The sequence below is a fragment of the Photobacterium obscurum genome (genome assembly GCF_026191635.1).
Lineage (GTDB): Bacteria > Pseudomonadota > Gammaproteobacteria > Enterobacterales > Vibrionaceae > Photobacterium > Photobacterium obscurum.
The window spans coordinates 25,666-49,054 of record NZ_JAKRRW010000024.1; the positions used below are offsets into that span (position 1 = coordinate 25,666).

Sequence of the window (23,389 nt, forward strand, 5' to 3'; positions counted from 1 at the left end):
CTTATGTTAAATTGACAGACGGTTTACGCTAATCGGTCATTCAGGTAATCGAGCATGTTGTTTAATGTTCTTACGTGAGGATAGTCGGTTTCAGGAATACTTATCCCACAGGACTTCTTTAACGCAGTGAGAAGGTTAAGGAAATCCATGGAGTCCAGATCGCACTCGTCGCGGATATCTTCATCAGGCTCGATTTCACCTTCTTCAATTTCAGGGGCGAGTCCTTGAATCGCACTAATAACCACTGTTTTGATCTCGTCTCTAGTCATAATGATTCCGGCTTTTGTAATTGATTGGATAATGCGTTGAGAAACTTAGCGCCCAGGGCGCCATCGCTAACACGGTGATCAGCACTGAGAGATACATTAATCATGTCGCAAATTTCTATTTTGCTGTTTTTTACCTGCAGGGATTGGCGCGGTCGTCCAAAGCCAATGATCGCGACCTGGGGCGGGTAGATCACCCCGAGGACACTGTCCGAACCGCGGTCGCCAATACTGGTAACGGTAATTGTGGCATCGGTTAACTCGGAACTGCGCAGGTGTCCGGTTCGACTCCTGGTTGTGACATCACGTAGTGCTTGCATCGTGGCATTGAGCGATAGCCTGTCGACATGATGGATGGCCGGAACCACAAGGCCGCCTTCACGCAAGCTGATGGCATTACCGATATGGATTGCGGGGTTGGGCTCGAAACGATCTTCTTGATAGTAGCCATTGAGTGCAGAGAACTTAGGCAATGTGCTGCCAACGGCTTTGAGCAAAATGGCCAATAATAACAGGCGGTCTTCCGGTTCACGGTTGGCATTTTCACTGGCTAGCCACTGCTGGGCACGGGTGATATCAATGTCGAGTGTTAGGTAGTAATGCGGGATTTCTTGTTTTGATTTTGCCATGGCTGCGGCAATAGCGGTACGTATAGCCTGAAGGTTGTGTTCTTCCGTTCTTGCGGGGCTGGTAGTGTCAGAGGCGGTTGGTTTTCCTTTGTGCAGCCCCTCCTTGTATAACCCCTTAATGTCTTTTAATAAAATTGCACCATCAGGGCCGGATCCTTTTACAGAGGTTAGATCTAGCTGCTCTTGCTTTGCAATTTGCCTGACCACCGGTGAGGCGAGTGTTTTACCTGTGGTTACAGTGTCACCTTGTCGGTCGATGCGATCGGGTTGAGCCTTGGTGGGTGGCTGCAGTGGCTGTGGTGATTGTAGTGGAGGCTGTGATGGTAGCGGCTTCTGGGCTTCGGGCTGCACAATATCAGCGTCAGTATCTGTATCAATGTCAGCTACATCGAGTTTTGCCAATATAGCTCCGACGGGCAGGGTGGTTCCTGGCTGCACCAGTATCTGTGCAAGGGAGCCTGTGTGATAGCTTTCCATATCAATCGCCCCCTTATTCGTGTCGATAACGGCAATGATATCGCCTTTATTTATCTGAGCTCCCTCGTTAACCTGCCACTCGGTGAGGGTTCCTTCGTTCATATCGGCACCAAATGACGGCATGGTGATATCTATCGTTGTTTTGCTCATCAGCTACCTTCCATTACAGTCTTGGCTGTACTGACGATTTGTTCGACTTGCGGCAGGGCCGCTTGCTCAAGGTGCTGGGGGTAGGGGATAGGCACTTCCGCGGTACATACGCGTTTGACGGGGGAATCAAGGCTCCAGAAAGCTTCTTCCATAATAATTGCACTGATCTCACCGGCCAAGCTGCCGGTATACCAGCCCTCATCGATGATCACGGCCCGATGGGTTTTCCTTATACTGGCGAGCAGGGTAGGTTTGTCTAGCGGGCGCAGACAGCGCAGATCGACAACTTCAACTGAAACCCCCTCGGACTCTAATTGTTCCGCGGCTTTTAACGCCTTGTTCAGGTTACCGCCGTAGGTAATTAGGCTGATATCGGTGCCGGATCGCCTGGCTATGGCTTTATCCATCGGTGCTTCGGCTTGTTCTAGTACTTTCCCGATATCATTGAGCAACATGACATGCTCAAAAATAAGCACGGGATCAGGATCGAGCATCGCCTGGCCTAGCATGTACCTGGCATCGGTATGGGTGGCGGGACTCAGGACTTTTAGGCCAGGTATATGAGCATAGAAATTTTCCCAGCTATGGGAGTGCTGGGCGGCGAGTTGTCGTCCGGCGCCGCAGGCCATGCGGATCACCAGCGGTACGTTAAACTGCCCGCCGGACATATGCCGGAGTGTTGCGGCGGTATTGACGATCTGATCCATGGCCAGCAGGCTGAAGTTTACCGTCATGACCTCGATGATAGGACGCATACCACCCAGTGCCGCGCCGATCCCCACGCCGACAAAACCAGACTCACACAGTGGGGTATCGATAATACGGTCTGGACCAAACTGTTCGAGCAAGCCTTTGCTGACGGCATAACAGCCACCATAGCGACCGACATCTTCGCCGATTAGAAAAGTCCGGGGATCTTGCTTGAGTGCATCTTCCAGTCCCGCGCGCAGTGCTTCTCGATAGCTCAGAGTATTCGATCCCATAGTATTTTTTTCCTATTGGTTTTGCCTCTCGTTTGAATTTCTACTTGGCGCTATAAACGTCTCGATATAAATCGTCTACGGACTCCCACTCTCCCTCTTCTGCAAAATGCATAGCCGCGATAATTTCCTGTTCGATTTCTTTTTCAATGGTATCCAGTTCACTGTCCTGAAAATGGCTGTTGTTCCTTAGCCACTGGATTAACTGTCGAACCGGTCCTTTCTCCTCCCACTGTTCGATTTCTTCCTTGCTACGGTAGAGTTGGCTGTCAAAGCTGGAATGTCCGCGAAATCGATATGTCTGACATTCCAAAAAGTATGGTCTCTGCTCTTTGTGAATATATGCCGCAGCCTCGAGTGCCGCAGCTTCGACATCCACTACATTCATTCCATCCACTTGTGTGGCGGTAATGCCATAGCTTTCGGCCTTTTTGGCGATATTGGTTTCTGACTCAGACAGTGTCAGGGCGGTGCCCATTGCATAGCGGTTGTTTTCGCAAATAAATAACACAGGTAATTGCCACAGGGCGGCAAGGTTCAGACTTTCATGAAATTCGCCTTCGGCAACAGCGCCTTCGCCAAAGAAGCAGGCGGTGATCGCTGAGCGCTGCATTTTTTTGTTGGCCATAGCCAGCCCGGCCGCCAGCGGTAATCCACCGCCGACAATGGCATTGCCGCCGTAGAACTGCAGGGCTTTATCAAAGAGATGCATCGAGCCGCCACGACCGCGGCTACAACCGGTTGTTCGGCCATACATCTCGGCCAGGACGCTACCCATGGTGAGTCCGCGGGCGAGGGCATGTCCGTGCTCGCGGTAGGTCGCGACAACCTGGTCTTCACCGGTCAGGGCGCTCATTACTCCTACAGCGACGGCTTCCTCGCCAATGTATAGGTGCAAGAAGCCGCGAATTTTTTCCTGGGTGTAGAGCTCGGCACACTTTTCTTCGAAACGGCGGATCCGAAGCATCAGCCTGAGTTGATGTATCAGGTGATTGCGGTTGATATGCAGTCTGCTGGTCATTGTTCATCGCTCTCCAATGTCGAGATGTCCCCTTCGGGCAGCCCAAGCTCGCGTGCCTTTAGCAGCCGGCGCATAATTTTACCGCTACGGGTTTTCGGTAAGTTGTTGCGAAACACAATCTCTTTGGGGGCTACGGCTGCTCCCAGGCGCTTGCGGGCAAAGCCTTGCAAGGATCTTAGGAGTTCATCGCTGGGTTCGAAATTTGGCTTAAGGGCGATAAAGGCTTTCACGATTTCACCGACAACCGGATCGGGCTTACCGATCACGCCAACTTCCGCCACGGCTTCATGCTCCATGAGGGCGCTCTCGACTTCGAAGGGACCTATCAAGTGGCCGGATGATTTGATCAGGTCGTCTTTTCGTCCAATAAACCAGTAGTAGCCATCTTCATCGCACATTGCCAGATCGCCGCTTAAGTACCAGCCACCATCAAAGCAGTGCTGGTATTTTTCATCTTGGTGCAGATAGTTACGAAACATTGATGGCCAACCGGGCTTGATTGCCAGTTCGCCAATTTGCATCGGGCTGGTGAGCTTGTCTAATTGCCCGCATTCATTGCGGCCAACGATAGCGGCCTGAATACCGGGTAAGGGCTGCCCCATTGAACCGGGTTTAATGGTTTGGCTGGCAAAGTTGGCGATCATAATGCCGCCGGTTTCGGTTTGCCACCAGTTGTCATGGAAGGGGATACCGAAGGTGCTATAGCCCCAGCTTACCGCTTCGGGGTTTAACGGTTCGCCAACACTGGCAATAAACCGTAGGGCGGATAAATCGTATTGTTCCCGGATCGCTGCGCCAGCCTTCATTAACATTCGGATTGCGGTCGGGGCGGTATACCAGACCGTGACTTGCTGTTGTTGCAGCAGGCGATACCAGCGCTCTACCTCAAATTCGGCTTCGTCGATGATCATGGTGACACCGAGGCAGAGCGGGGCAATAATGCCGTAGGAGGTGCCCGTGACCCAGCCCGGATCGGCAGTACACCAGTAAATATCTGACTCGTTGAGGTCTAATGCGTAGTAGCCTGATAATTTGTGATACTGAACAGCTTGGTGGACATGGACGACGCCTTTGGGCTTTCCTGTTGTTCCGCTGGTGAAGTGCAGCAGGGCCATATCTTCTGGACGGGTTGCCACGCAGGGATATTGCGGATCGGCAGCTTGCATTAATTGGGGGAGATCATGGCATCCGGGCTCATCATCTGTGCTACCGTCGATGAGTAATACGGCCTGAAGATGAGGCAACTCATGCCACCACGATTTTATTTTCTTGCGGTATAGGTTACGGGTGGTCAGTAGGATATTGGCTTCGCCGATTTCCATCCGTGAACGGATCGGCTCGGGACCAAAGGCTGAAAACAGTGGAGTGAACACACAACCGGCCTTAAGGGTTCCCAAGGCGGCGACATATAGCTCGGGGCGACGTCCTGCGAGGCTGAAAACACGTGCACCAGCTTCTAGACCTAGATCCTTGAGTACACTGGCAAAACGGCTAGTTTGTTCGCACAGGTCTCGATAACTGTAGTCAACAACTTGATCTTGCTTGCTGATCCATCGGATAGCGAGCTTGTCGGCTATCGGGGTGTCCAAGTGGCTATCTAGGGCTTCGAAGCAGATATTCACCCCACCACCAGGGAGTCCGCTAAGCGATGGACCTGAAGGGTGAGACCAGTCAAATCCGGTATAACATTTCTGATAGTCGGCCAGGTTGGCAGGCATACCATTGTTTGGTTTTTTTATAATTGACTCTGCCATGAATACCTCCTAACACCAATGTCTTGCTGCTATGAAATCCTTGTCTGATATTGAGTTTGGTATAAAGGAAGTAGCCCTGCAAAAGTATTACTGAGAGTGTGAATCAAATACCTCGCTGATCTTATCTCGGATCCATTTATGAACTTGATCGTTCTGGTGCCTTTCGTGCCAGATCCCGCGGATTGTTACAGTAGGCAAAGGAAACGGGCATTTCCTCATTTCTAATCCATAAAACTGCTGTCCTTGTTTGGCGACTGACTCTGGGAGGAAAGCAATGAGCTTCGAATGCGATAGCAGCGCCAGTTGCAGGTTGAGTGTTTCGGCATAGAGGCCAATTTGTCGTTTCGGCAGACCTTCGTTTTTTCCGTAGACGGTAACGGGGTCATCTTTATCATTTATCAAACTGGATTTAATGTGCGGATAGCGAAAAATAGCATTGCTGTTCCAACTTTTGAGTACCGGATTTTGCTTATCAAGCAGGCAAACTAACTCTTCATCAACAAAGCGTTTTTGCATAAACCGCGGATTGGCCTGAAGTCCAGCGCCAATGATCATATCAAGCTCACCGTTTTCCAGTTTTTGGTAGCCGCTGTTATCCAAAATCTTTACATCAATGATGATGTTCGGCGCTTCACTATTGATACGTCTGATTGCATCCGCCAGATAAGCGGCGACGAGAAAATCGTGTGTCTGCACCCTGAAATGACATTTAGTGGTTGCAAGATCCAACGTTTTTGGCGTTAGCAAAGTATCTATTTCATCGAGAATAAACCTGAGCTTCCCAGACAGTTCGAGTGCATGGGAAGTTGGCTCAAGCCCTTTGGCATTGCGAATAAAGAGTGGGTCGTCAAAGACACTTCTCAGCCGAGTTAACGTGTGGCTCATTGCCGATTGGGTGACATTCATTTTGGCGGCAGCTCGTCCGACGTGCCTTTCTTCAAGCAATGCGCGTAATGATTTCAGTAAGTTAAGATCGACTTTAGTAATATGATTTTCATTCATAATATTTATCTTTTGTAATCACTACCATTAATAATGGTGAGATCTTAAGCTCTTTTCAACCCCAGACAATTAATGAAGAGCACAATGAATATTTTAATTACAGGTGGTAGTAGCGGCTTCGGAAGAGAAATGGCAATAGTACTTGCCCAATCTGGCCATAATGTTTTTGCAGCAATGCGTTGTATGAGTGGTAAGAACAGAGCAAGCGCCGAAACCTTGCTTGAATTATCAGCAAACCTGGAAGGCCAGATCATTCCAATAGATATGGATGTAACCTCAGATGCATCTGTAGATGAGGGCGTGAGTTTAGTGTTGAGCCAGTTAGTCGGCTCCCTTGATGTGGTCATAAATAACGCCGGTACCTATATTGGCGGGTTGAACGAATCTATTGATAGTTCGCAAGTTGCGCAGACTTTCGATGTGAATGTTCTGGGCGTTGTTCGGGTGATGCGTGCTGTGTTACCGACACTTCGCCAGCAAAAAAATGGCACCATCATTAATGTGACCAGTAGCGTATCTAAGCTGGTGCTACCTTTAAGTGGTGTTTACACCGCGAGTAAGGCCGCTTTAGAGACGCTGACTGAAAGTTATGCCTATGAGCTTGCTCCGCTTGGGATAGAGACGTTGATCCTTCAGCCGGGTTCGTTCAATACCGGCATTATGAATAAATCCCCGGGGCCTGATGACATAGAAAGAAGCATGGGTTACAGCCAGACACTGAACCAGACTGATCAGATGGTTCAGCGCTATATGAATTTGGTTAAGAACAGCTACTTTAACAATACGCCGAAGTTGGTAGCAGATTCAGTTGCGAACCTACTTGAACAGCCTTACGGAAAACGGCCATTTCGAACTTTGGTTGATCCTTCCGAATTGGGTGAGCAAGTTTCAGGACTTAATAGCAAGATTGAACAATCACAACTGCAATTTCTTCAATCCGTTGACTGTGAAAATTTGATGACCATTGAAAGGGCTTAACAATGAATATGTTTATTACCGTAATAATTGGATTGCTTTCGGCTTTTTTCCTCTTTGCTAGCTCAATCAAGCTATTAGGTTGGCAGAAAATGATTTTTGACAAGCAGTTGGAATTTTTCCATTCATATGGCCTCAACCGTCAAATAATGGCTTTGGTCGGAGCGGCTGAATTGTTTGGTGCAATTGCTATTTGGTTTCAGAGCAGTTTGCTGGGAACGCTAGGTGCACTGGCACTGCTGGGAACATCACTTGGGGCTATTTTTTTCCACTTGCGGTTTGATACCTGGAAAGATGGTATTCCGGCCATGGTTACCATGACGCTTTCAGGTTACGTGATTTATAGCTCTTCGATCCTTTCACAATGGCTATAAGGTTAAGCGGATCACACTGTTTTCTATTTTGTTAATTAAGGGAACTTTTTTACCATTTTAGGGCATCTTCCAACCTTCAATAATATATACCGCCCGATAAGATTTATTTATCGGCGGATATATTTATTGGTATTTAGATGCTAAGTCAGAAATGGTTAGAGTTGTTGCAGCATTTACAAGACGGGACTCATGAGTTTGTCGAACAGGGAGAAGCTGTCGAACGACTGAGCACCAAGTATAGTTTTTTGAAAAGTCAGTTTTGTAATATTTCCAAATCGGAAGACCCTGCCCAAATAGACTGGCTGGAACATGAAACTTTTACCTCAGTAATGGGAGAAATTACCAAGGAGTGTTCCTTTACAGCAGACGAGATGGATTTCATATTTAACTGCCTGCTCTCGGCAAAGTTGGCGCAACTGGCTTTAACCATGATCAACAATCATGAAAAGGTCCTGACCGAAGCAGACTTTAGCTTTAAGCGAGCTCTGGTCCTGCAGCGCCTGGGTGAATCTGAATTGGCCAGAAAGGCGCTGGAAAAGACACTTGAGTTGGAGCCGGGTCACCATCTTGCTATTTGTCACCTGGGATTTATTGCTCTTTATTCCGGCAACCTTGAACAGGCCATTGATTATTTTTCTGCGTGTGTTGAAAAGGCGCCGGATTTTATTGGCGGTTATCAGAACCTGGCCGGATGTCATTACCAAAACAGTGACTTTGAGGCTGCGGCAACCTATTGCGAGGACGTATACCGGCTGGATCAAACCATTGAGCAAAGCTATGTCACTGCAATTAGCTGCTTTCTCGCCCTGGACGATCTCGATAGCTGCCTGAACTGGCTCGAGCGCGCTTCTGCCCACAACATTAACTCTATCGAGTTGTTCCGTCTGAGGGGTATGGTGGCTTTTCTTGCCAAGGACTACCCACAGGCGATAGATCACCTCTCCACCTACCTGACGTTCTACCAGGATAACCTGGATGTGCTGGAGGTCAGGGCAAAAGCCCTGGCGGCAACTGAGGACTGGGAAAACTTGAAGCCTGATCTCTTGACCCTGCTGGAGGTTGATCCTTTTGATAGCTGGGGGCTTGAGCAGCTTTTCCTCTGTTATTTCCATACAAGTGAATGGACAAAGGCCGAAGAGGTGATGGTGCAGTTGACAAAAATATCGGGACACTACCGGATTTCCTATAACAGCCAGATCAACCGTATCCGCCAAGAACAACAAATTCCGCTAACTGAAACAAAATAGTGAAAGGTAAGCATTGTGAAAGATGAGAAACATCGCGAAGCCGCTGATCCATCACGGCGTAATTTCCTCAAGTTTGGTGGTGTGGCCGCCGCGACGGCTACTGTCGGGGCAGCGGCAGGCGCCGGGTTTGTATTGGGCCGGGATCCTGATGCCAATGTTGGCTGGGGACGTACCGAAGCCGGTAAGGATATGTATTTCAACCGCGAATCCTTCCGGGTCGATATGTCACCGACGATGCAAATTGTCGGCAAGCCGGAGCGTCCGGAGTGGGGGGATCAGCTGTTTAACCGGATGGGGAGCTTAGCTAAATCAATTAAAGCTGGCTGGAACCCGGAAGAAGGCTGGGAGAACATTCCTGATGAGCGGGTGAGGGCCTATTATGCCAAGTACCCTGAGCGCTGGCAGGAGATGTTGCTGTCGTTCAGTGCACGGATCCAGCACCATGAAAATATTGAAAAATACCGTGACCGCTTTGCGCTGGCCTGGGCTCATACTGGGGCCTATAACCGCGGGTTGAATGGTAATTTTCCGCCAAAACCGGAAGGTCATCCTGATGTGGATGATTTTAAGTGGATCAAGAGTGATCCTGTTGAGTTCAAGTCGCCGGCCCATGCCTCTGAGTTAATCAAAAAGATGGCCTTCAAGTTCGGCATGAGCCTGGTCGGGATCACCAAGCTGGATCCAAATTTTGTGTTTAAGAACATGATGCGGGGAATGCCTGAGTGGGGCGATGAGATCCCGGCGCACTGGAAGAACGTGATCGTCTTTGGGGTACCGATGAACTGGGATCCGATGTATGCCGCGGTCGGTTATTCGACATCGAAGGATGCGTATTTCCGAGCCAAGACGGCGGCGGGTCTGCTTTCTGCCTATCTGGGTGAGCTGGGCTATGCCGCAAGGCCGCAGTGGCCGGGTAATGACTACGAGATTATTGTTCCTCCTCTGGCAATGCAGGCGGGGCTGGGTGAATGTACCCGTAACGGTATCTTGATGACCCCGGAAGTGGGGCCGAATATCCGTCTGGCTGCGGTGATCACCAACCTGGATTTGGAACCGGACAAGCCAGTCGACCTCAAAATGAAGCACTTCTGTGAAGACTGTAAAATTTGTGCAGATGCTTGCCCTAGCGGCTCGATCAGCAAGGCCGACAAACCGGACGCAGTGGTTCGTGGCTTCCGGAAATATGAGTTCAACCAGGACGGTTGCTGGCGTTTCTGGAGTCAGGGGCCGACCAAGGATGCGATGGGCTGTCGGGTATGTATTGCGGTCTGTCCATATACCCGTAAGAACAACTGGATCCATGCGTTGGTTAAGGAAACCGATCCGCGGGATCCAACTGGCCTGACTCGTAACGCCTTGTTGGCTATGCAGCATAACTTCTTTTACTACCCGGAACCGGAGGCCTTCCATGGGGAATGGACAGGCGGTCACTTTGCCGGTTATCACCAGCCGCCTGAATGGCTGAGAAGTGAGAAGTACCTGAATGTAGAAAAAACTTGGGAATACGACGGCAACTGGGAGGGCTTCTGATGTTTCCACAATCAACGATATTGGATCCGCTGTTCTGGATGGTGTTGGGTGCCCTGCAGGTGCTGACTTTTGTCGGCATGCGTGATTGGGCCAAACAGTTTCAGCTGGGTATGAACTGGTGGAAATGGTTGCTTGCCGGCGGCTGGTGGTTTTCATTCGTTCTGACAATTGCCGGTGCGTTTACCTTGCTGGGCGAGAATGAGGGGAATGCTGGTTGGTATCTGCTCGGTTTTGCGGGTACAGGTTTGGTGATCGGCGGTGCAGTGCTGCTGAAAGTGTTCCTTATGCTAAAGCCCCGCACAACGGACTAATTGATGAGGAGAAGCCATACCTCGGTATGGCTTCCGAGTAAGCCTAGGGATATACGTTAGGCTTACTCGCCGAAACGAGCATCTTGAAGTCGTTTGGGAATATATAAAATGTGAGAAAATTATGGCTATGATCAGTAATTCGAAATTAAGTTCGGCTTGAAGGCATGGTACCTATGAAAGATATAGTGAGTATAGAACTCGATAACCATCGTTCAGATATAGCGGTGACCATGTACTCGATGCAGGATTTCTATGAAAGGTACAGGGTAGAATCAGTTCAGCCCCATCGTCTCGGTTTTAATGCCATTATTTATGTTACCAAAGGGCGGGGCGAGCACTATATCGACTATAAGCTTTATAAGCTTAAGCCCGGCGCGATCTTGTTTGTCTCCAGGTACCAGGTGCATCATTTTGTTTATACGCCCGAACTTGATGGATATATCGTGCCATATAAAGCCGATATTCTTTATTTCGGCAAGGAAGACCCGCTTCGGGACAAAATTGATGCGGCCCTGGGTAGTGTTAATTATATGAGTGAGACCGATAGTGAGCTGAAGTTTTATTTTCAGCAGCTGTGGGGAGAATGTCAGCACAGGGAACATCTCTTTAATGCCGAAGTGATCCGGCTTTTGATCCGAGGCATTATTCTCAAGACGATTGTCGCCTCCCATCACCATCTCATAAAAAACAAAGAAGTTGTTATTAAGCGCCAGTGTTTTGATCAGCTAAGCCAGTTAATCGAAAGTCGCTATTGCCAAACTCGGACTGTCGCCGATTATGCGGCGATAATGGGGAAAAGTGTTAAACAGTTGAATAGAGTTGCCAAGGAAAACACCGGTAAATCAGTTAAGGAGTTGATTGATGATAGGTTGATTCTCGAGTGCAAACGCCTACTGGCATTTAGTCATCATTCGATTTGTGATATTTCGGCTATTTTGGGTTTTGATGAAGCCACTAATATGACCAAGTTCTTCAAGCGGCATACCAATATTACCCCGAAACAATTTAGGGAGTTAGCCTCATAAAATATGATTGTCACTCTTCATTTGCGTTAAAAGCAAAACAACATTGCGTCTAGACGCATGGTCAGTAAGCCAAACAGCGAATACGATAAATATTATTACGTACTTGGTATATCGCCGTTTTTTCAATAGGAATAATAATGAAAACCAATGAAATTAAAACCGCTACAGTCGCGGCATGCTTTTCTGTAACAGCTCAAGAAATTATTAAGCAGCTGATTGAATCAGGGGCTAAGGTTGTTGGCTATGGCCGTAAAGGGGATGAGCAACGAGCCAAGGCGTTAGAAGAGCAATACAACGGTAAGTTGACAGTGTTGTTAGGTGACTTAACTGTTGAGGAGGATTGCCAGGCACTCGTGGCTCAGTCTTTGGAAATTCTCGATGGAGCAGTTGATGTCCACTATCATTGCTCTGGTGTTTTTTCATGGAATAGTTGGGAAGACGTACCGGCGAAAGAGGTTGAGCGATTGTTTAGTGCTAACTTTACAACGGCATGGACACTTGGTCGTGAGATATTCTCGGCCATGAAACAAACAGGTACAGGTTCAATCATGTTTGTGTCGGCGCGTGACACAATCAGAAACGTTTCTTACGGATTTGGACCCTATATGGCATCTAAACTGGCGCTTAACGGTTTGGTTGAAAGTCTTGCGGCGGAAGGTGTCCAGTACGGAGTTAAGGTGAATGCGGTACTACCGACAATTATGGATACAGAAGTCAACCGCGCGGCGATGCCTGATATTGACCATAACGATTGGGTCAATCCAGCTCAGTTTGCCGAGATCATGATTGATCTGACCCAACCTTCGAAGACGAATATCTCGGGCGCACTGATTCCTGTTCAGGGAAGAATGGTTTAATTAATGCTCAGCCCGTAAAATTATCGCTATAACACGTGTTATAGCGATAATAGTTGCTACGAGTTGTCTTGCACGTCAGAGGGCGCTTAAGCTTTAGTTAGCGCCTGATTCAGCCATTGATCGAACTGACTCTTAGGCAGAGCACCATTGATGGTATCGACCATTTGGCCGTTCTTGAACACCATAATCGTTGGTATGCTGCGAATACGGTATTGAGCTGCTAGCGTTTGCTGTGCTTCGGTATCAATTTTAATGAAGCGAACATCGCCATTGCGATCAGCGGCAACATCTTCAAAAACAGGGGCGAAACCGACACATGGGTTACACCATGGGGCCCAGAAATCTACCACGACAGACTTATCGCCTTGGATCAGAGAAAGAAAGTTTTCAGTTGTACCCTCGACAGGCTTTCCGTCTAATAATCTTTCATTACACGCGCCACAAGAAGCTATTTCTTCGACACGGGCAGTCGGAATACGGTTAAGAGCCTTGCAGTGCGGGCAGCGGGTAGTCATTGTGGTCATCATTGCGTTCCATTCAGATTATTTAGGCAATAATTTAACGACTACCCCGTGATTATAAAAGCCGGAATAATAGATTGGTGCGATAGATTCCTTCTATCAAGCTAAAGCGCCGAATGTCGTGACGCTTTAGCAGCTATTCTTTACATACATTATTGGTTAGTGAATTAGCCCCAGTTCTTTTGCTTCCGCGATGGTTAGGCCGCTATCGCGAATATCGCGAAGCATCTCAATACGGCGTCTTGCCTCTGCTTGCTGTCGTTTGCATTGTGCTACGTTTGAAGCGGTTTCATCTTTGTAATCCCACTTCGAAGCAACATCTGCAATCTCTGTGTGGTCGATAGAATTGATAGACACAATTACCTCCTAAAGAAACCCTGCGTCAAAATCAACTTATCTTTACCAAACGATTTTGTAAGAGTTAAGACCATAAAATTCACTTTGTGACACATCGCATAATTGTGCAAATTGTATGAAATCATGCTTTGAAACAGATGTGTTTGGGGGTACCTTTGAAGGTTCCAGCTCAAAAGAAAACACGGTGGCAGATCAAAGTTTTTGCTTACACGTGTACCGCTTTTTATTCACGAGCTAAATAAGACATATCGAACTGTTTTTGTTATCTGCTCCTTCTCATAAATTGCTTGTTTATTAACACTTTGGGTGCTGGTTTGTTCGTTGTGTCTAAATCGTGAGCGCTTGGGTGGTTTGGGGGTTTACAAGTGAAATTAATCCCCGTAGTATTCACCGCACTTACGGAGAGATGGCTGAGTGGTTGAAAGCACCGGTCTTGAAAACCGGCATACGTTTGTAGCGTATCTAGGGTTCAAATCCCTATCTCTCCGCCATATTCTAGAGGTTTGATTTAGTATCGAGCTTCACCAAGAATTGGAGCGGTAGTTCAGTTGGTTAGAATACCGGCCTGTCACGCCGGGGGTCGCGGGTTCGAGTCCCGTCCGCTCCGCCACTACACTGAAGGCTCAGTCGAAAGACTGGGCCTTTTTTGTATGCATTGAATTTGGCGTCAGTCCTGCGGACTGATGAGTCCCGCTGGAACGCCAGCCCGGACTCGGCGTCCCCGCCGTTCCGCCACTACACTGAAACCTCAGCATAAATGCTGGGGCTTTTTTGTACGTGTTGAATTTGGTGTTCGTTCTTCGGTCAAATGAGTTCTCGAAGAATCCCGGCCGCGTGTGACCCCAGCCGCTCGCTATCGGCCTAAATTTGCTAATCACTATACTTTCATCAATTTGGGGTGTTATCAAACGTCTGCCATCTCTCTGATTGGATCAGGTAATTGTTCAGTTTGGTATTAATTTCGACGCGCATATTGGGTGAAAACTTAATGCGAGTTTATGCTGCGAATTGGAAATAAAAACATACCGTTGTAATTACTAAACCACCGTCATTGGCGGTGGTTCTTGTTTTGGCACCAACTGGTAATGATGTACTCCTGGTTTGACGTACTATATCTGCTAAGGTTATGTGAGAGATTCAGTTATGTCACTGAAAATTATGTCTTTTCTTATTGCGCATGCAACGTTAACAGATGTAAATATATGGGAGTATCCATCGCCGGTTGTTCAGGCGAGTTCTGAACTGGAAACGGGTAGATATTGCCCGATTGCACATCAGTTCATTCGTAGTGGTGAGCAACTGGCTCAGGTTCCGCTAACGACAGATCGTAAGATGGGAACTATGATGATCGTGGAAAAAGGGGGCAAGCAGTACATTATCTCCCTCAGAGGAGTGCCAACTTATACGGCGACCCAGGTTGAAAAAGCGAATGAGATCTTCCTAGAAGACTGATAGCAGATTTCAGTTAATAGAACCTGAGTTAATAACAATTGCTGTGAAAAGATGAGTCTTAGCAAGGTACCGCTTAAATTCATCGGTTGCTTGCTTTGCAGATAACCATACAATTGACGGGTGCCAGTTGGTTTGAAGGTAATCTCTAATTAACTCGATAAGCATGGTTAATGTATAGGCTTCCATGGTGTCATTGGCCAATGGCACCATAAAATTATGATTTCGGCGTATAAAAATACCGTCTTTTTCACTTTCTAAGTCGAAGAAATTAAAGAGTGAAAGATGTTGGTTGGTGTAATAACAAAAATCAGTCAGAAAATGATAAAGCGTTGGACTTGCCATGAGGTGAGACATCGTCGGGATGATAATAGACTTGCCGCAATTAAGAGCTGCCTCTTGGCCAAAATTGGGGTGGCCATGCTTTACCGCATAATCCATTAACACTCTAACCGGAAAGCCCGGCAGGGTTTTTGTGTGATTGTTAGATACTAGCTGATAATAGTCACCGACACTATGTAGCTCTAACAGTTGTTCTGCTGGAAGTCTCACGGAACGGGCATGTTTCAGAATAGGCTTAGCAAAAAGTGGGCTGATTGTGGTGATGTCTTTGGTGCAACTCTTGGGCGTTAGGTTACTCTTCTCATATATATTGAATCGCCATATTTGATCCTTGCCTGTAAATTACTTACTAGTATACGCAATAAGGTATTACTTAGTTTAAGGTACATATAAGTTTATGAGCTAATTCAGCTGTAGGGCAGTAACTTTTGTAAAAGGACGGCAATTCGCTTGTTAGTGAAACTACCTATTTAAGAAAGGAAAAATATAGGGGGATTGCGATTGGTAGCAAGGAAAAGCTCCACTCTCAGTTGGAGTGGAGCTTTTTCTGATATTTATTTGTATTTTCTGGCGATATATACGGTGCCTAAACCATATGTTGTGATGAGTCCTAGTAAGATTAAATTACCCACGTTTGGTGATACCAGTGCAAACACTTTAACCATAAGAGAAACTAATAAGTCACTGCCCACCCATAGCAGCATGAATGTTAATGCTAAAGAGCTAGGGTTAACGGATTCACGAATATAAGCAAGGCTAATAAAAGCCGGTAAACTACAAAATAAGAAAAAGCCCAATGCCATCGCCGCAATCTGCGAGCCCATTAAGATAAAAGGAATTGCACACAGTGAAGCTAACACGGTGGTTGTAACTGCTAGCTTCCGGATATCAAATTTACCGACTAAAAAAATACCGGCAAAGTTACCGACAATACCTGCATACAACAAATTCATGATGTTTGCCGGTTCAATAAAAGTAAATGATAAGGTATAAAAAACAATGGCACCAGAGAATACAAAACAGAACACCCAGTTGAAATTTTCTTTTAGGCCAGAGCTAAATGATGCTACTTCACCTGTTTCAGATACCTGTACTTTTTTGAATGAGAAAAATATTAAAGCTGCTAGTGTAATGGAAACTGCAATAAGAATAGAGGTAACTAACTCCATTGCCTCCGTTGGTAGTGCTAGGATAGTAGCAGATAAAGTAATCGCAGCAGTAATACCGACGTTATAGGCAGAAGCGTTAACGCCATTCATGATATTCAGCTCTTTACCTGAAAAGACAGATGCAGTTACCGGAGATTGGCAGAATAAGACTAAACCGCCGCCTAGGCCGACTACAGCGCGCCCAACCATGACCATCATTTCAGTGTCGGCTTTTAGCATAATCGCCAAACCAGAGCCAGCCAAGAGCAGCCCCATGGAGAAGCCATTACCGACTGTGGCAAAGTAATGTTTGGCTGCAACTCGTGCGACTAAAATGCCTACAATGAAGTTTGTTGTTAACTTGGCGATATTCAACCAAGCGGTAGAGTCTGCAAGTTGTGAGTTAGAAAATCCTAATGAAGATTGCACATAAAAATCACCTACTTTCCAGGCTACAGCAAATAATGCGTAACCAAGAAATAAGCTGATACCGATACTGAACCGTTGTAACCCTGATATAGTATTCATTTTTTACCTGTTAGGTGTGATATTGATTTCGCCATATATGAAAACTGTTTTCTAAATGTAACGTTATTGGTTACCATCTGCATTGATTCCAGTTTATTTAGAAAATACTGAAGATATATAGGTAAATTACAGTAGTAAGAAATGGCAAAATTACCTCAGGGTGCCAATTATTTTGATGGTGTAAAATAGCGTGATATATATCAAGTAATAAATATTAACAAGTGGCATATTGGTCTTTTTTCTTAAGTAAATAATAAGTTGTTCAGGAACGATTAAGGTGATCGTCTGCACGTTTATGGTTCAGCATGAATGTTGTGGCATGCTAAGGTAATTTTGTTTTTTTTATTTTGGAAGGATTAGGTTTGTTCACAGTACATTATTAGGATTATATAAAACAATGAACAAATTTATTAAAAAGACAGGTCTGTTATCTCTTGCTATTATCCTATCACCGACTGCCTTGGCGGATGGTAACGTTCGTGCCCATTATAGCCTTGAAAATGAATCAAATGAGGTTGGTGCTGAGTATAATATTACACCAGTTTCAAAGGTTGGAATAATTGGTGAGAGTTTAGCTGGAACCACGGATATAAAATATACGCATACTTTTATACCGGTAAAGAATTTATACGTATCACCAATCGTGGGATATTTTGCATATAGTAGTGATAATGCGTTATCGCCAGGTTTTGAAGATATTGTTTATGGTCGCTTGAATGTAACTTATGCGCCAATCAAGCAAGTTGCTCTGTATGCGGAGTACACGGACAGTATAGCCGTTAAGGATGTAGACCTAGGTGAGGTAGAGCAGCTTCGGGCTGGTGTCATTATCAAACCTGTTGATAACTTAAGTTTTGTTTACCGTTATGCTGAACAAGAATTTGTTAACTTTTTTGGCATTGAAACTCAGAAAAATGAATACTGGCTGAGTTATAAATTCACAAGCGGGCTTGAACCATATCTGTATGCGATTGATCAAAAAGGGGCAGACTTAAATGTTAACTTGGGCTTACAGTATAACTTTTAAATCATGAATATCCGGTAATGAAGATAAGGCAGTCATGGGAATGGCTGCTTTTTAGTCATAAATAACCTTGGCTATGGCCTTGGTTTTATCTTATGTCATAAATATGTTTATGGATAACCCCTTTATTTATAGTTTGATTCTAAAGAATATTGTTACTCTAAGTGTTTAATTAATAAGGGTACTTGTTTATGAATTGTTTTCTGTATGCATTGGGTGTCATTTTAGTCATACGTTTGAATGCCCTTGAAAAGTGAGCCGGAGTAATATAACCAAGCATGTAGGAAATTTGAGTGATAGAGTACACCTTCTGCTGTAATAAACGTTTGGCTTCATCTTCAATTGTGCAATCAAGCAATTGAGAAAAAGTCATATTCATTTCACTAAGCCTTCTTTGTAAAGTTCGCTTGGTCATCTTAGTGATTGTAGTGGCTTTGCTTAGGCTGATTCGCCCTTCGCAAAGATACGGAGTCAGTGCCTTTTTCAGCGACTGGTCAAAGCTTGTTTGGCTTGTGGTGTCATTCTTGGACGGTTTTGGTATATCTGTTTGATTCCATTGTGACCTTTTTAGGTAGAGCTGGTCTCTGGCAATGTGGATGCCGGTTCCTTCCTGACAGGAGTATACGGGAAGTCCCTGATAAGGCTGGGGTAAGGCTTCAAGGTATATGGTGTTGGACTGGATACGGATCATCGATGTAGCCCATTGTTTGTCAATTAGCTGACGGATGATCTCAATGAGTACGCAGACTACATAGGTTTCTGAAAACTGGAACCACGGCTCGTTGATATGGCGCCTGCGACAAACCAGCCACTGCTTGTTCATATACGACTTAAACTCAAAGGTCGTATCGGTCGAAATGCCATGGGCATTATTAACAAATATGGAGATGGCATCAAAGAGTGTTTCAGCCGCTTTCAGATTGAAGATCTGGACGATATATCGTGCATTACGGAGAGCTGTTTGCCTGATCACCTGATACTTAATGTGGTCGGGTAGGGTTGAATCTATTGTGGTAAAAAAATTCGTGACCACTTCTTTGGTGATAAAGCTCGATTTCAGTATCTCAATATTTTCCGGCAGGAGTGTTTTGTTTTGAAGCTGGTAATGGTCTTCTCCTATTTCTTTTATTACATCAATAAATGTAACTACCTGCTCAGATAAGACTAATGGTAAAAATGTCTGTTTCATTGATGTCGCCTTGTTCTGTTGTAGTGCTTATATCTAATAATATTTTGGGAGCTAATAAAAAAGCCCTCCCTGAGAGGGTAGGGCTTGATTGAATTATGTAATCAGTCGTTTATACGCCGAGTTCTTTCTTCAAAGAACATGCGGTTGGGCACCCGGCACAGCCTCCGCGACCGGTACATAGCAAGCCGCTATCGAACTTTCCGGCGACTTCGGTCGCTACATCCAGGACTTCGTGGAATGGCAGCGGTGTCAGGTGACCCACCAGAGCAAGCTGGGCGTAGGTGAATGGCAGTGTCACGACAGCCATACCACGAGTGGTACATGGATCGCCGTTTGCCCCTGCAATAGGGTCACAAGGCCAGCCTACTGCCAGCTGCATGGCCATAGAGGCGGCAGACTCTACTTGCTCCGGGGTACCGCCAAGAATATAGGTCAAGGCTGAAGATGCGAATACACCACTCAGGCCCATCTCACCGGCGCAGCCAATGGTTTCGCCTGTTGGGTCAGTTCTGGTGTAGGCAATAGCACCGTAAGCAGCAGCGACTAGCAAGCCTTCGACCATCTTCTCGTCAGAGAAGCCGTATTTGATTTGCGCAGCGCGCAGGCAAGACATCACCACACCACCTCCAGCACCGTGAGGGAAACCGACGTTTGGTGTATTTGGTGCCATGGACAGTACGGAGAAGTAATGCTTCACTGCGTTGTACTGTACTTCGCCCAGGATCTTCTCACCTGAGACTATACGCTTATAGTTACCGGTATCGAAACCGTAGCAGTGCATGTAGTCGAGGTCGATATCATCTGCCATGACTTCAACCTGGCGAACCATCAATACGCGCAGTTCATCGACTTTGCTGATGATTTCTTCTCGCGTCATGCCGGTAGCAGCAATCTGATAATCAATCGCAACTTCGTGCATTGGTTTTTTCTGTGAAAGCTCAACGAATTTCGTCGAGTTATCAAACAGCTGTGGTTTGCGATTTGGCAGGGTCGGGGTTGGCAGAATACATTCTAGGAAGTACACCTCACATTCTGGTACCTGCTCTTTCAGTTCTTGCAGATTAGGCTTGTCGGTAGTTGTAAAGAAATACGCCGCACCGTTATCGTTGCGGTCGATACTGCAGTCCATCAAGCCCGTTATCTTTGACTTAAGGCCGTCAAGCATCGTTGGGGTGCCGTCACGTTTGATCACCAAAACCAGGTTGATATCCCCTTTGTAGATATAGTCAAACCCCATGATTTTCTTGGTTTGGATCATACCACCGCCAATAGAGTCACCGACCAGGCTGACGATTTTGTCCGATCTCGTGGTGATCTCAAACTTCATCCCGTTCAAGTGGTCTGTTTCTTTCATTGACGCTTTGGTGAAGACGACGTCGATACCACACTCTTTAGCGATCTCGTGGCACTCATTACGTTCCGGAGAATCAACGGGTAAGCCTATAGCACCAGAGCACATGCCGATATCTTCAGACATCAGACCAAAAGTGCCGGCAAACGATCCCTTTTCATCCATGATCACTTCTACTTTCTTAATAGCCTCCCCGGAGGTTAAGAAGTGCGTCAGCAGTCCCAGGCGCTGTGGTGCGGCAAGATGGCTTGACGAGCCAGCCAGCATGACAGGGGCCATGACATCATTGAAAAAGCTAGGGTAAAGCTCTACAGACATATTGTTCACCTTGAATTTTGTCAGTGTTTGTTTGCCATAGGTTAAACAATCACATCGATTGAAGATGACCATTTGGGGCCAAAAAAGGTAATATCCGGGAAAGGCCGAATGGATGACCAACAATGAAAAAAAAATTTATAGCGGTTGTAGACTCGGAGCATGTGCTGACGATGCTGGGTGTCTTGAAAAGGATGGATTTGGATGTCTATCAGATTTTAGAACAAGCTATCATGCCTGCCGATATAGAATTATATCCCCGTAACAGCTATATCGTTACGGAAAGATTGCAGGCATTGTATAACCTGATTATGGCCAATTTATCTGATGATGAATTGGTTGATTTTGTTGAGCAATCCACGAAGGAGAATGCCGCTAAGTTTCTTAAATCACTTGATATGAGTGATTGTTTTACTGTCAAAGAAGCGGTTGAAACTATATGCGCGAATATTTTTAAAACATCTTTGGACTCAAATTTCGGTATCGAGCAGCAGTTTGGTCGAACCTGGTTTTACCGAAAACGTGAGTATTGTGAAGAGCCGTGGTTCTTATTGTCAGAGCTATATATGGTTTCAGTATTTGGTGAACTTATCCGGCAGCTTGTTGCTAGACTCTGGGTGCCGGCTGAAATCTGCCTTATGACAGATGCCTGCCATCTCTGTCAGCGGCTATATCCGGAACATAATATCCAGTTTTACACCAGCCGAGAGTATAGCGCTCTGGAGATAGCGGATTCATTACTGGAATCCCCAGTCGATGAAAAATGGCAAGTAAACTTTGCGGGGGCAGGGAGCCAGATAAAAAAAACAGTTTCTAATACTTTGCGTCACGCACTGCCTCTTTATTTTGGAGAAGGGCGTCCGACGCTGGAAAAGGCAGCAGAAATAACCGGTTTAACCCAAAGAACACTAAAGCGCAGGCTAAATGAGGAGGGGACTAGCTATACCAAGCTGCTGGAGACAATGATTATTGATATTGCAAAGCATCAGCTTGTTTACGGTGATAAGCCGATTTCTGAAATTGCTTTTGCTTTGGGCTATACCTTAAGCAACCATTTCTCGAGAGCCTTTAAACGTGCTGAAGGGATAACGCCGAAACAGTATCGTGATATTCACCAGTCATGACTACTGTTACCTTGCTTGACGACGGCTAGTCATTAGTATTCATAGAGTTAAACAATGAAATCAAGTGGCCCCAAATGGTAGGTTTGTGGCGGTATTTGTCGTTAGCATAGCAGCCATACCGATAACCATTACAAAGGCCACTGATATGAAATTATCAATGATAGCTATTGCTACCTCTGCTGCTTTATCTGTTTCTGTTTTCGCAGCTGATGCGAAAATTCAGCCTATCCATGAAGGATATAGTGATACCGCGCCATATTATGAAGTGGACGGAAAAGTCATCTCGAATACAGATATTCATGCCAACCTGTGGAACCCTCGTGGCAAAACAAAAGATCAAATTATCGAGCGTGCGATTTTTCTGGCCGAAAAATACGACTTGAAAAGAACTGAAGCGCAAGTAAATCGTGCTCAAAAGGCGCAGCAGGATTACACGGGCAGTATTGTTATTAACTCTGTTATGCCTTCTGCGGTAGGTATTATAGGTAATACCGAACAACATTACGCGAAGGGGTTGAAGCGTAATCGTGATGCAGGAATGGATTTGACCTCAACGACTGTCTTTGCGTTTAAAGGTGACGGTGATATGCCGATCCTAGATCGTATTGATAAATCGACTAAAGTGATAAATGACCTCGGAATGGAGTTGGTAAAAAATACTGACACGATTCGGCAGGCGAAAGCTGACGGAAAAATGGCCGTGATGTTTAATTCTCAGGGGGCAGATTACGCTATTGATGATCTTGAAATGATTAAGAAAGTAAAGCTTAAAGGCTTGCATGCCGCAAACTTTACTTATAACCGCAACAATGCACTGGCCGGTGGTGGCACTAAACAGGATATGGGGGTGACAGATCTGGGTAAAAAGTTCATTGAACACGCCAATGCCAATGGTGTGATTGTAGATGTTTCCCACTCGTCCAACCAAACAGCAATTGATGCCGCCAAGTATTCAAAGAAACCGGTTCTTGCTTCACATTCCAATGCGGCGGCTGTTCATAACGTTAGCCGTAATATGAGTGATGAGGCGATCAAAGCGGTTGGGGCAACCGGCGGTGCGGTATGTACTACAGGTGTTGGTTTGTTCCTGAATCCAGAGGGAGATGCATCACCAGAAAGGTTTGCAGAGCATGTTGAATACACTGCTAACCTGATTGGCCGTGATAAAACCTGTTTCTCTACAGATTATGTTCATAACATTCAGGATTACTACGCTAACTTTATCGGAAATGTGGATGTTTACCCGCCGGAGAAAGGTTTCGGTGCGCCTATCGCGAATATTGCACCGGAAAATATCTGGGATGTGGTCGCTGTGCTTGAAGATAAATATGGTTGGAGCAAAGAAGATGTTCGCGGCTTTCTAGGTGAAAACTTGATGCGTGTTTATGCTGCGAATTGGAGCTAAGCACTAACTTAATACCGGGGGAAATTTCTCTCTATTGT

General features: G+C 46.1%; 23 protein-coding genes and 2 tRNA genes. 13 read left to right on the forward strand and 12 right to left on the reverse strand.

Going from position 1 to position 23,389, the window contains the following annotated elements:
• Positions 1–23: 23 nt before the first annotated feature.
• The 6 genes from MD588_RS21630 to MD588_RS21655 all read right to left on the reverse strand — a co-directional run bounded on the left by MD588_RS21630 (position 24) and on the right by MD588_RS21655 (position 6,279).
• Positions 24–269 (reverse strand): acyl carrier protein, encoded by a 246-nt coding sequence (locus MD588_RS21630; protein ID WP_265699812.1) that lies wholly within the window; start codon positions 267–269, stop codon positions 24–26.
• Complete coding sequence (locus MD588_RS21635) at positions 266–1,522, reverse strand: dihydrolipoamide acetyltransferase family protein (protein ID WP_265699814.1); 1,257 nt, start codon at positions 1,520–1,522, stop codon at positions 266–268. The genes MD588_RS21630 and MD588_RS21635 overlap by 4 nt, the downstream gene beginning before the upstream one ends.
• Positions 1,522–2,505, reverse strand: a complete 984-nt coding sequence (locus tag MD588_RS21640; RefSeq protein ID WP_265699815.1) for an alpha-ketoacid dehydrogenase subunit beta — start codon at positions 2,503–2,505, stop codon at positions 1,522–1,524. Before MD588_RS21640 ends, MD588_RS21635 begins: the two co-directional genes overlap by 1 nt.
• Before the next feature lie 40 nt (positions 2,506–2,545).
• Positions 2,546–3,523, reverse strand: coding sequence for a pyruvate dehydrogenase (acetyl-transferring) E1 component subunit alpha (gene pdhA / locus MD588_RS21645; protein ID WP_265699816.1), 978 nt, complete (start codon positions 3,521–3,523; stop codon positions 2,546–2,548).
• On the reverse strand, positions 3,520–5,277 hold the full coding sequence (gene acsA, locus MD588_RS21650; RefSeq protein WP_265699817.1) for an acetate--CoA ligase: 1,758 nt from the start codon (positions 5,275–5,277) through the stop codon (positions 3,520–3,522). Before acsA ends, pdhA begins: the two co-directional genes overlap by 4 nt.
• A gap of 87 nt (positions 5,278–5,364) precedes the next feature.
• Positions 5,365–6,279: a LysR family transcriptional regulator gene (locus tag MD588_RS21655; RefSeq protein ID WP_265699818.1), complete on the reverse strand. Its 915-nt coding sequence runs from the start codon at positions 6,277–6,279 to the stop codon at positions 5,365–5,367.
• An 84-nt stretch (positions 6,280–6,363) separates the two neighbouring features.
• On the opposite strand from MD588_RS21655, the gene MD588_RS21660 reads away from it, so the two are divergent.
• The 7 genes from MD588_RS21660 (at position 6,364) to MD588_RS21690 (ending at position 12,598) form a co-directional block, all read left to right on the forward strand.
• Positions 6,364–7,257, forward strand: coding sequence for an SDR family oxidoreductase (locus MD588_RS21660; protein ID WP_265699819.1), 894 nt, complete (start codon positions 6,364–6,366; stop codon positions 7,255–7,257).
• A gap of 2 nt (positions 7,258–7,259) precedes the next feature.
• Entirely contained in the window at positions 7,260–7,628 is a 369-nt protein-coding gene (locus MD588_RS21665; RefSeq protein ID WP_265699820.1) for a DoxX family protein, read from the forward strand.
• A 137-nt stretch (positions 7,629–7,765) separates the two neighbouring features.
• Positions 7,766–8,875: a tetratricopeptide repeat protein gene (locus MD588_RS21670; protein WP_265699821.1), complete on the forward strand. Its 1,110-nt coding sequence runs from the start codon at positions 7,766–7,768 to the stop codon at positions 8,873–8,875.
• A 15-nt stretch (positions 8,876–8,890) separates the two neighbouring features.
• Positions 8,891–10,405: a 4Fe-4S dicluster domain-containing protein gene (locus tag MD588_RS21675; RefSeq protein WP_265699822.1), complete on the forward strand. Its 1,515-nt coding sequence runs from the start codon at positions 8,891–8,893 to the stop codon at positions 10,403–10,405.
• Complete coding sequence (locus tag MD588_RS21680; RefSeq protein WP_265699824.1) at positions 10,405–10,716, forward strand: hypothetical protein; 312 nt, start codon at positions 10,405–10,407, stop codon at positions 10,714–10,716. Before MD588_RS21675 ends, MD588_RS21680 begins: the two co-directional genes overlap by 1 nt.
• Positions 10,717–10,889: 173 nt before the next feature.
• Complete coding sequence (locus tag MD588_RS21685) at positions 10,890–11,741, forward strand: AraC family transcriptional regulator (RefSeq protein ID WP_265699826.1); 852 nt, start codon at positions 10,890–10,892, stop codon at positions 11,739–11,741.
• A 137-nt stretch (positions 11,742–11,878) separates the two neighbouring features.
• Positions 11,879–12,598 (forward strand): SDR family NAD(P)-dependent oxidoreductase, encoded by a 720-nt coding sequence (locus tag MD588_RS21690; RefSeq protein WP_265699827.1) that lies wholly within the window; start codon positions 11,879–11,881, stop codon positions 12,596–12,598.
• Between the two features lie 86 nt (positions 12,599–12,684).
• Here the strand turns inward: MD588_RS21690 and trxC are convergent, their stop codons facing one another.
• A complete protein-coding gene (trxC, locus tag MD588_RS21695; RefSeq protein ID WP_265699828.1) occupies positions 12,685–13,122 on the reverse strand; it encodes a thioredoxin TrxC in 438 nt (145 codons plus the stop codon).
• Positions 13,123–13,278: 156 nt separating this feature from the next.
• Positions 13,279–13,476, reverse strand: coding sequence for a hypothetical protein (locus MD588_RS21700; protein WP_265699829.1), 198 nt, complete (start codon positions 13,474–13,476; stop codon positions 13,279–13,281).
• A gap of 400 nt (positions 13,477–13,876) precedes the next feature.
• On the opposite strand from MD588_RS21700, the gene MD588_RS21705 reads away from it, so the two are divergent.
• The 3 genes from MD588_RS21705 to MD588_RS21715 all read left to right on the forward strand — a co-directional run bounded on the left by MD588_RS21705 (position 13,877) and on the right by MD588_RS21715 (position 14,928).
• A tRNA-Ser gene (locus MD588_RS21705) sits at positions 13,877–13,967 on the forward strand.
• Positions 13,968–14,009: 42 nt separating this feature from the next.
• Positions 14,010–14,086, forward strand: a tRNA-Asp gene (locus MD588_RS21710).
• Between the two features lie 533 nt (positions 14,087–14,619).
• Complete coding sequence (locus tag MD588_RS21715; RefSeq protein WP_265699830.1) at positions 14,620–14,928, forward strand: hypothetical protein; 309 nt, start codon at positions 14,620–14,622, stop codon at positions 14,926–14,928.
• A 9-nt stretch (positions 14,929–14,937) separates the two neighbouring features.
• Here MD588_RS21715 and MD588_RS21720 read toward each other — a convergent pair whose 3' ends face one another.
• Positions 14,938–15,366, reverse strand: a complete 429-nt coding sequence (locus MD588_RS21720; protein ID WP_265699831.1) for a hypothetical protein — start codon at positions 15,364–15,366, stop codon at positions 14,938–14,940.
• A 455-nt stretch (positions 15,367–15,821) separates the two neighbouring features.
• Positions 15,822–16,943, reverse strand: a complete 1,122-nt coding sequence (locus tag MD588_RS21725) for an MFS transporter (protein ID WP_265699832.1) — start codon at positions 16,941–16,943, stop codon at positions 15,822–15,824.
• Between the two features lie 397 nt (positions 16,944–17,340).
• Here MD588_RS21725 and MD588_RS21730 point away from each other — a divergent pair, with 397 nt between their 5' ends.
• Positions 17,341–17,970, forward strand: a complete 630-nt coding sequence (locus MD588_RS21730; RefSeq protein ID WP_265699833.1) for a hypothetical protein — start codon at positions 17,341–17,343, stop codon at positions 17,968–17,970.
• 169 nt (positions 17,971–18,139) lie between these two features.
• On the opposite strand, the gene MD588_RS21735 is transcribed toward MD588_RS21730, so the two are convergent.
• Complete coding sequence (locus MD588_RS21735; RefSeq protein ID WP_265699835.1) at positions 18,140–19,156, reverse strand: helix-turn-helix domain-containing protein; 1,017 nt, start codon at positions 19,154–19,156, stop codon at positions 18,140–18,142.
• A 109-nt stretch (positions 19,157–19,265) separates the two neighbouring features.
• Positions 19,266–20,825, reverse strand: a complete 1,560-nt coding sequence (locus MD588_RS21740; protein ID WP_265699836.1) for an L-serine ammonia-lyase, iron-sulfur-dependent, subunit alpha — start codon at positions 20,823–20,825, stop codon at positions 19,266–19,268.
• A 122-nt stretch (positions 20,826–20,947) separates the two neighbouring features.
• Here MD588_RS21740 and MD588_RS21745 point away from each other — a divergent pair, with 122 nt between their 5' ends.
• Together MD588_RS21745 and MD588_RS21750 are read left to right on the forward strand one after the other, a co-directional pair.
• On the forward strand, positions 20,948–21,946 hold the full coding sequence (locus MD588_RS21745) for a helix-turn-helix domain-containing protein (RefSeq protein ID WP_265699837.1): 999 nt from the start codon (positions 20,948–20,950) through the stop codon (positions 21,944–21,946).
• Positions 21,947–22,031: 85 nt separating this feature from the next.
• Entirely contained in the window at positions 22,032–23,351 is a 1,320-nt protein-coding gene (locus MD588_RS21750; protein WP_265699838.1) for a dipeptidase, read from the forward strand.
• Positions 23,352–23,389: the final 38 nt, after the last annotated feature.

Excerpts from the sequence above, each read along its gene's own strand:
- MD588_RS21745 (WP_265699837.1), top strand. The coding sequence starts at position 20,948 with ATGAAAAAAAAATTTATAGCGGTTGTAGACTCGGAGCATGTGCTGACG.
- trxC (WP_265699828.1), bottom strand. The coding sequence starts at position 13,122 with ATGACCACAATGACTACCCGCTGCCCGCACTGCAAGGCTCTTAACCGT.
- MD588_RS21735 (WP_265699835.1), bottom strand. The coding sequence starts at position 19,156 with ATGAAACAGACATTTTTACCATTAGTCTTATCTGAGCAGGTAGTTACA.
- MD588_RS21715 (WP_265699830.1), top strand. The coding sequence starts at position 14,620 with ATGTCACTGAAAATTATGTCTTTTCTTATTGCGCATGCAACGTTAACA.
- MD588_RS21730 (WP_265699833.1), top strand. The coding sequence starts at position 17,341 with ATGAACAAATTTATTAAAAAGACAGGTCTGTTATCTCTTGCTATTATC.
- MD588_RS21665 (WP_265699820.1), top strand. The coding sequence starts at position 7,260 with ATGAATATGTTTATTACCGTAATAATTGGATTGCTTTCGGCTTTTTTC.
- MD588_RS21640 (WP_265699815.1), bottom strand. The coding sequence starts at position 2,505 with ATGGGATCGAATACTCTGAGCTATCGAGAAGCACTGCGCGCGGGACTG.
- MD588_RS21680 (WP_265699824.1), top strand. The coding sequence starts at position 10,405 with ATGTTTCCACAATCAACGATATTGGATCCGCTGTTCTGGATGGTGTTG.
- MD588_RS21660 (WP_265699819.1), top strand. The coding sequence starts at position 6,364 with ATGAATATTTTAATTACAGGTGGTAGTAGCGGCTTCGGAAGAGAAATG.
- MD588_RS21635 (WP_265699814.1), bottom strand. The coding sequence starts at position 1,522 with ATGAGCAAAACAACGATAGATATCACCATGCCGTCATTTGGTGCCGAT.
- pdhA (WP_265699816.1), bottom strand. The coding sequence starts at position 3,523 with ATGACCAGCAGACTGCATATCAACCGCAATCACCTGATACATCAACTC.
- MD588_RS21670 (WP_265699821.1), top strand. The coding sequence starts at position 7,766 with ATGCTAAGTCAGAAATGGTTAGAGTTGTTGCAGCATTTACAAGACGGG.
- MD588_RS21655 (WP_265699818.1), bottom strand. The coding sequence starts at position 6,279 with ATGAATGAAAATCATATTACTAAAGTCGATCTTAACTTACTGAAATCA.
- MD588_RS21725 (WP_265699832.1), bottom strand. The coding sequence starts at position 16,943 with ATGAATACTATATCAGGGTTACAACGGTTCAGTATCGGTATCAGCTTA.
- MD588_RS21690 (WP_265699827.1), top strand. The coding sequence starts at position 11,879 with ATGAAAACCAATGAAATTAAAACCGCTACAGTCGCGGCATGCTTTTCT.
- MD588_RS21740 (WP_265699836.1), bottom strand. The coding sequence starts at position 20,825 with ATGTCTGTAGAGCTTTACCCTAGCTTTTTCAATGATGTCATGGCCCCT.
- MD588_RS21685 (WP_265699826.1), top strand. The coding sequence starts at position 10,890 with ATGAAAGATATAGTGAGTATAGAACTCGATAACCATCGTTCAGATATA.
- acsA (WP_265699817.1), bottom strand. The coding sequence starts at position 5,277 with ATGGCAGAGTCAATTATAAAAAAACCAAACAATGGTATGCCTGCCAAC.
- MD588_RS21720 (WP_265699831.1), bottom strand. The coding sequence starts at position 15,366 with ATGGATTATGCGGTAAAGCATGGCCACCCCAATTTTGGCCAAGAGGCA.
- MD588_RS21630 (WP_265699812.1), bottom strand. The coding sequence starts at position 269 with ATGACTAGAGACGAGATCAAAACAGTGGTTATTAGTGCGATTCAAGGA.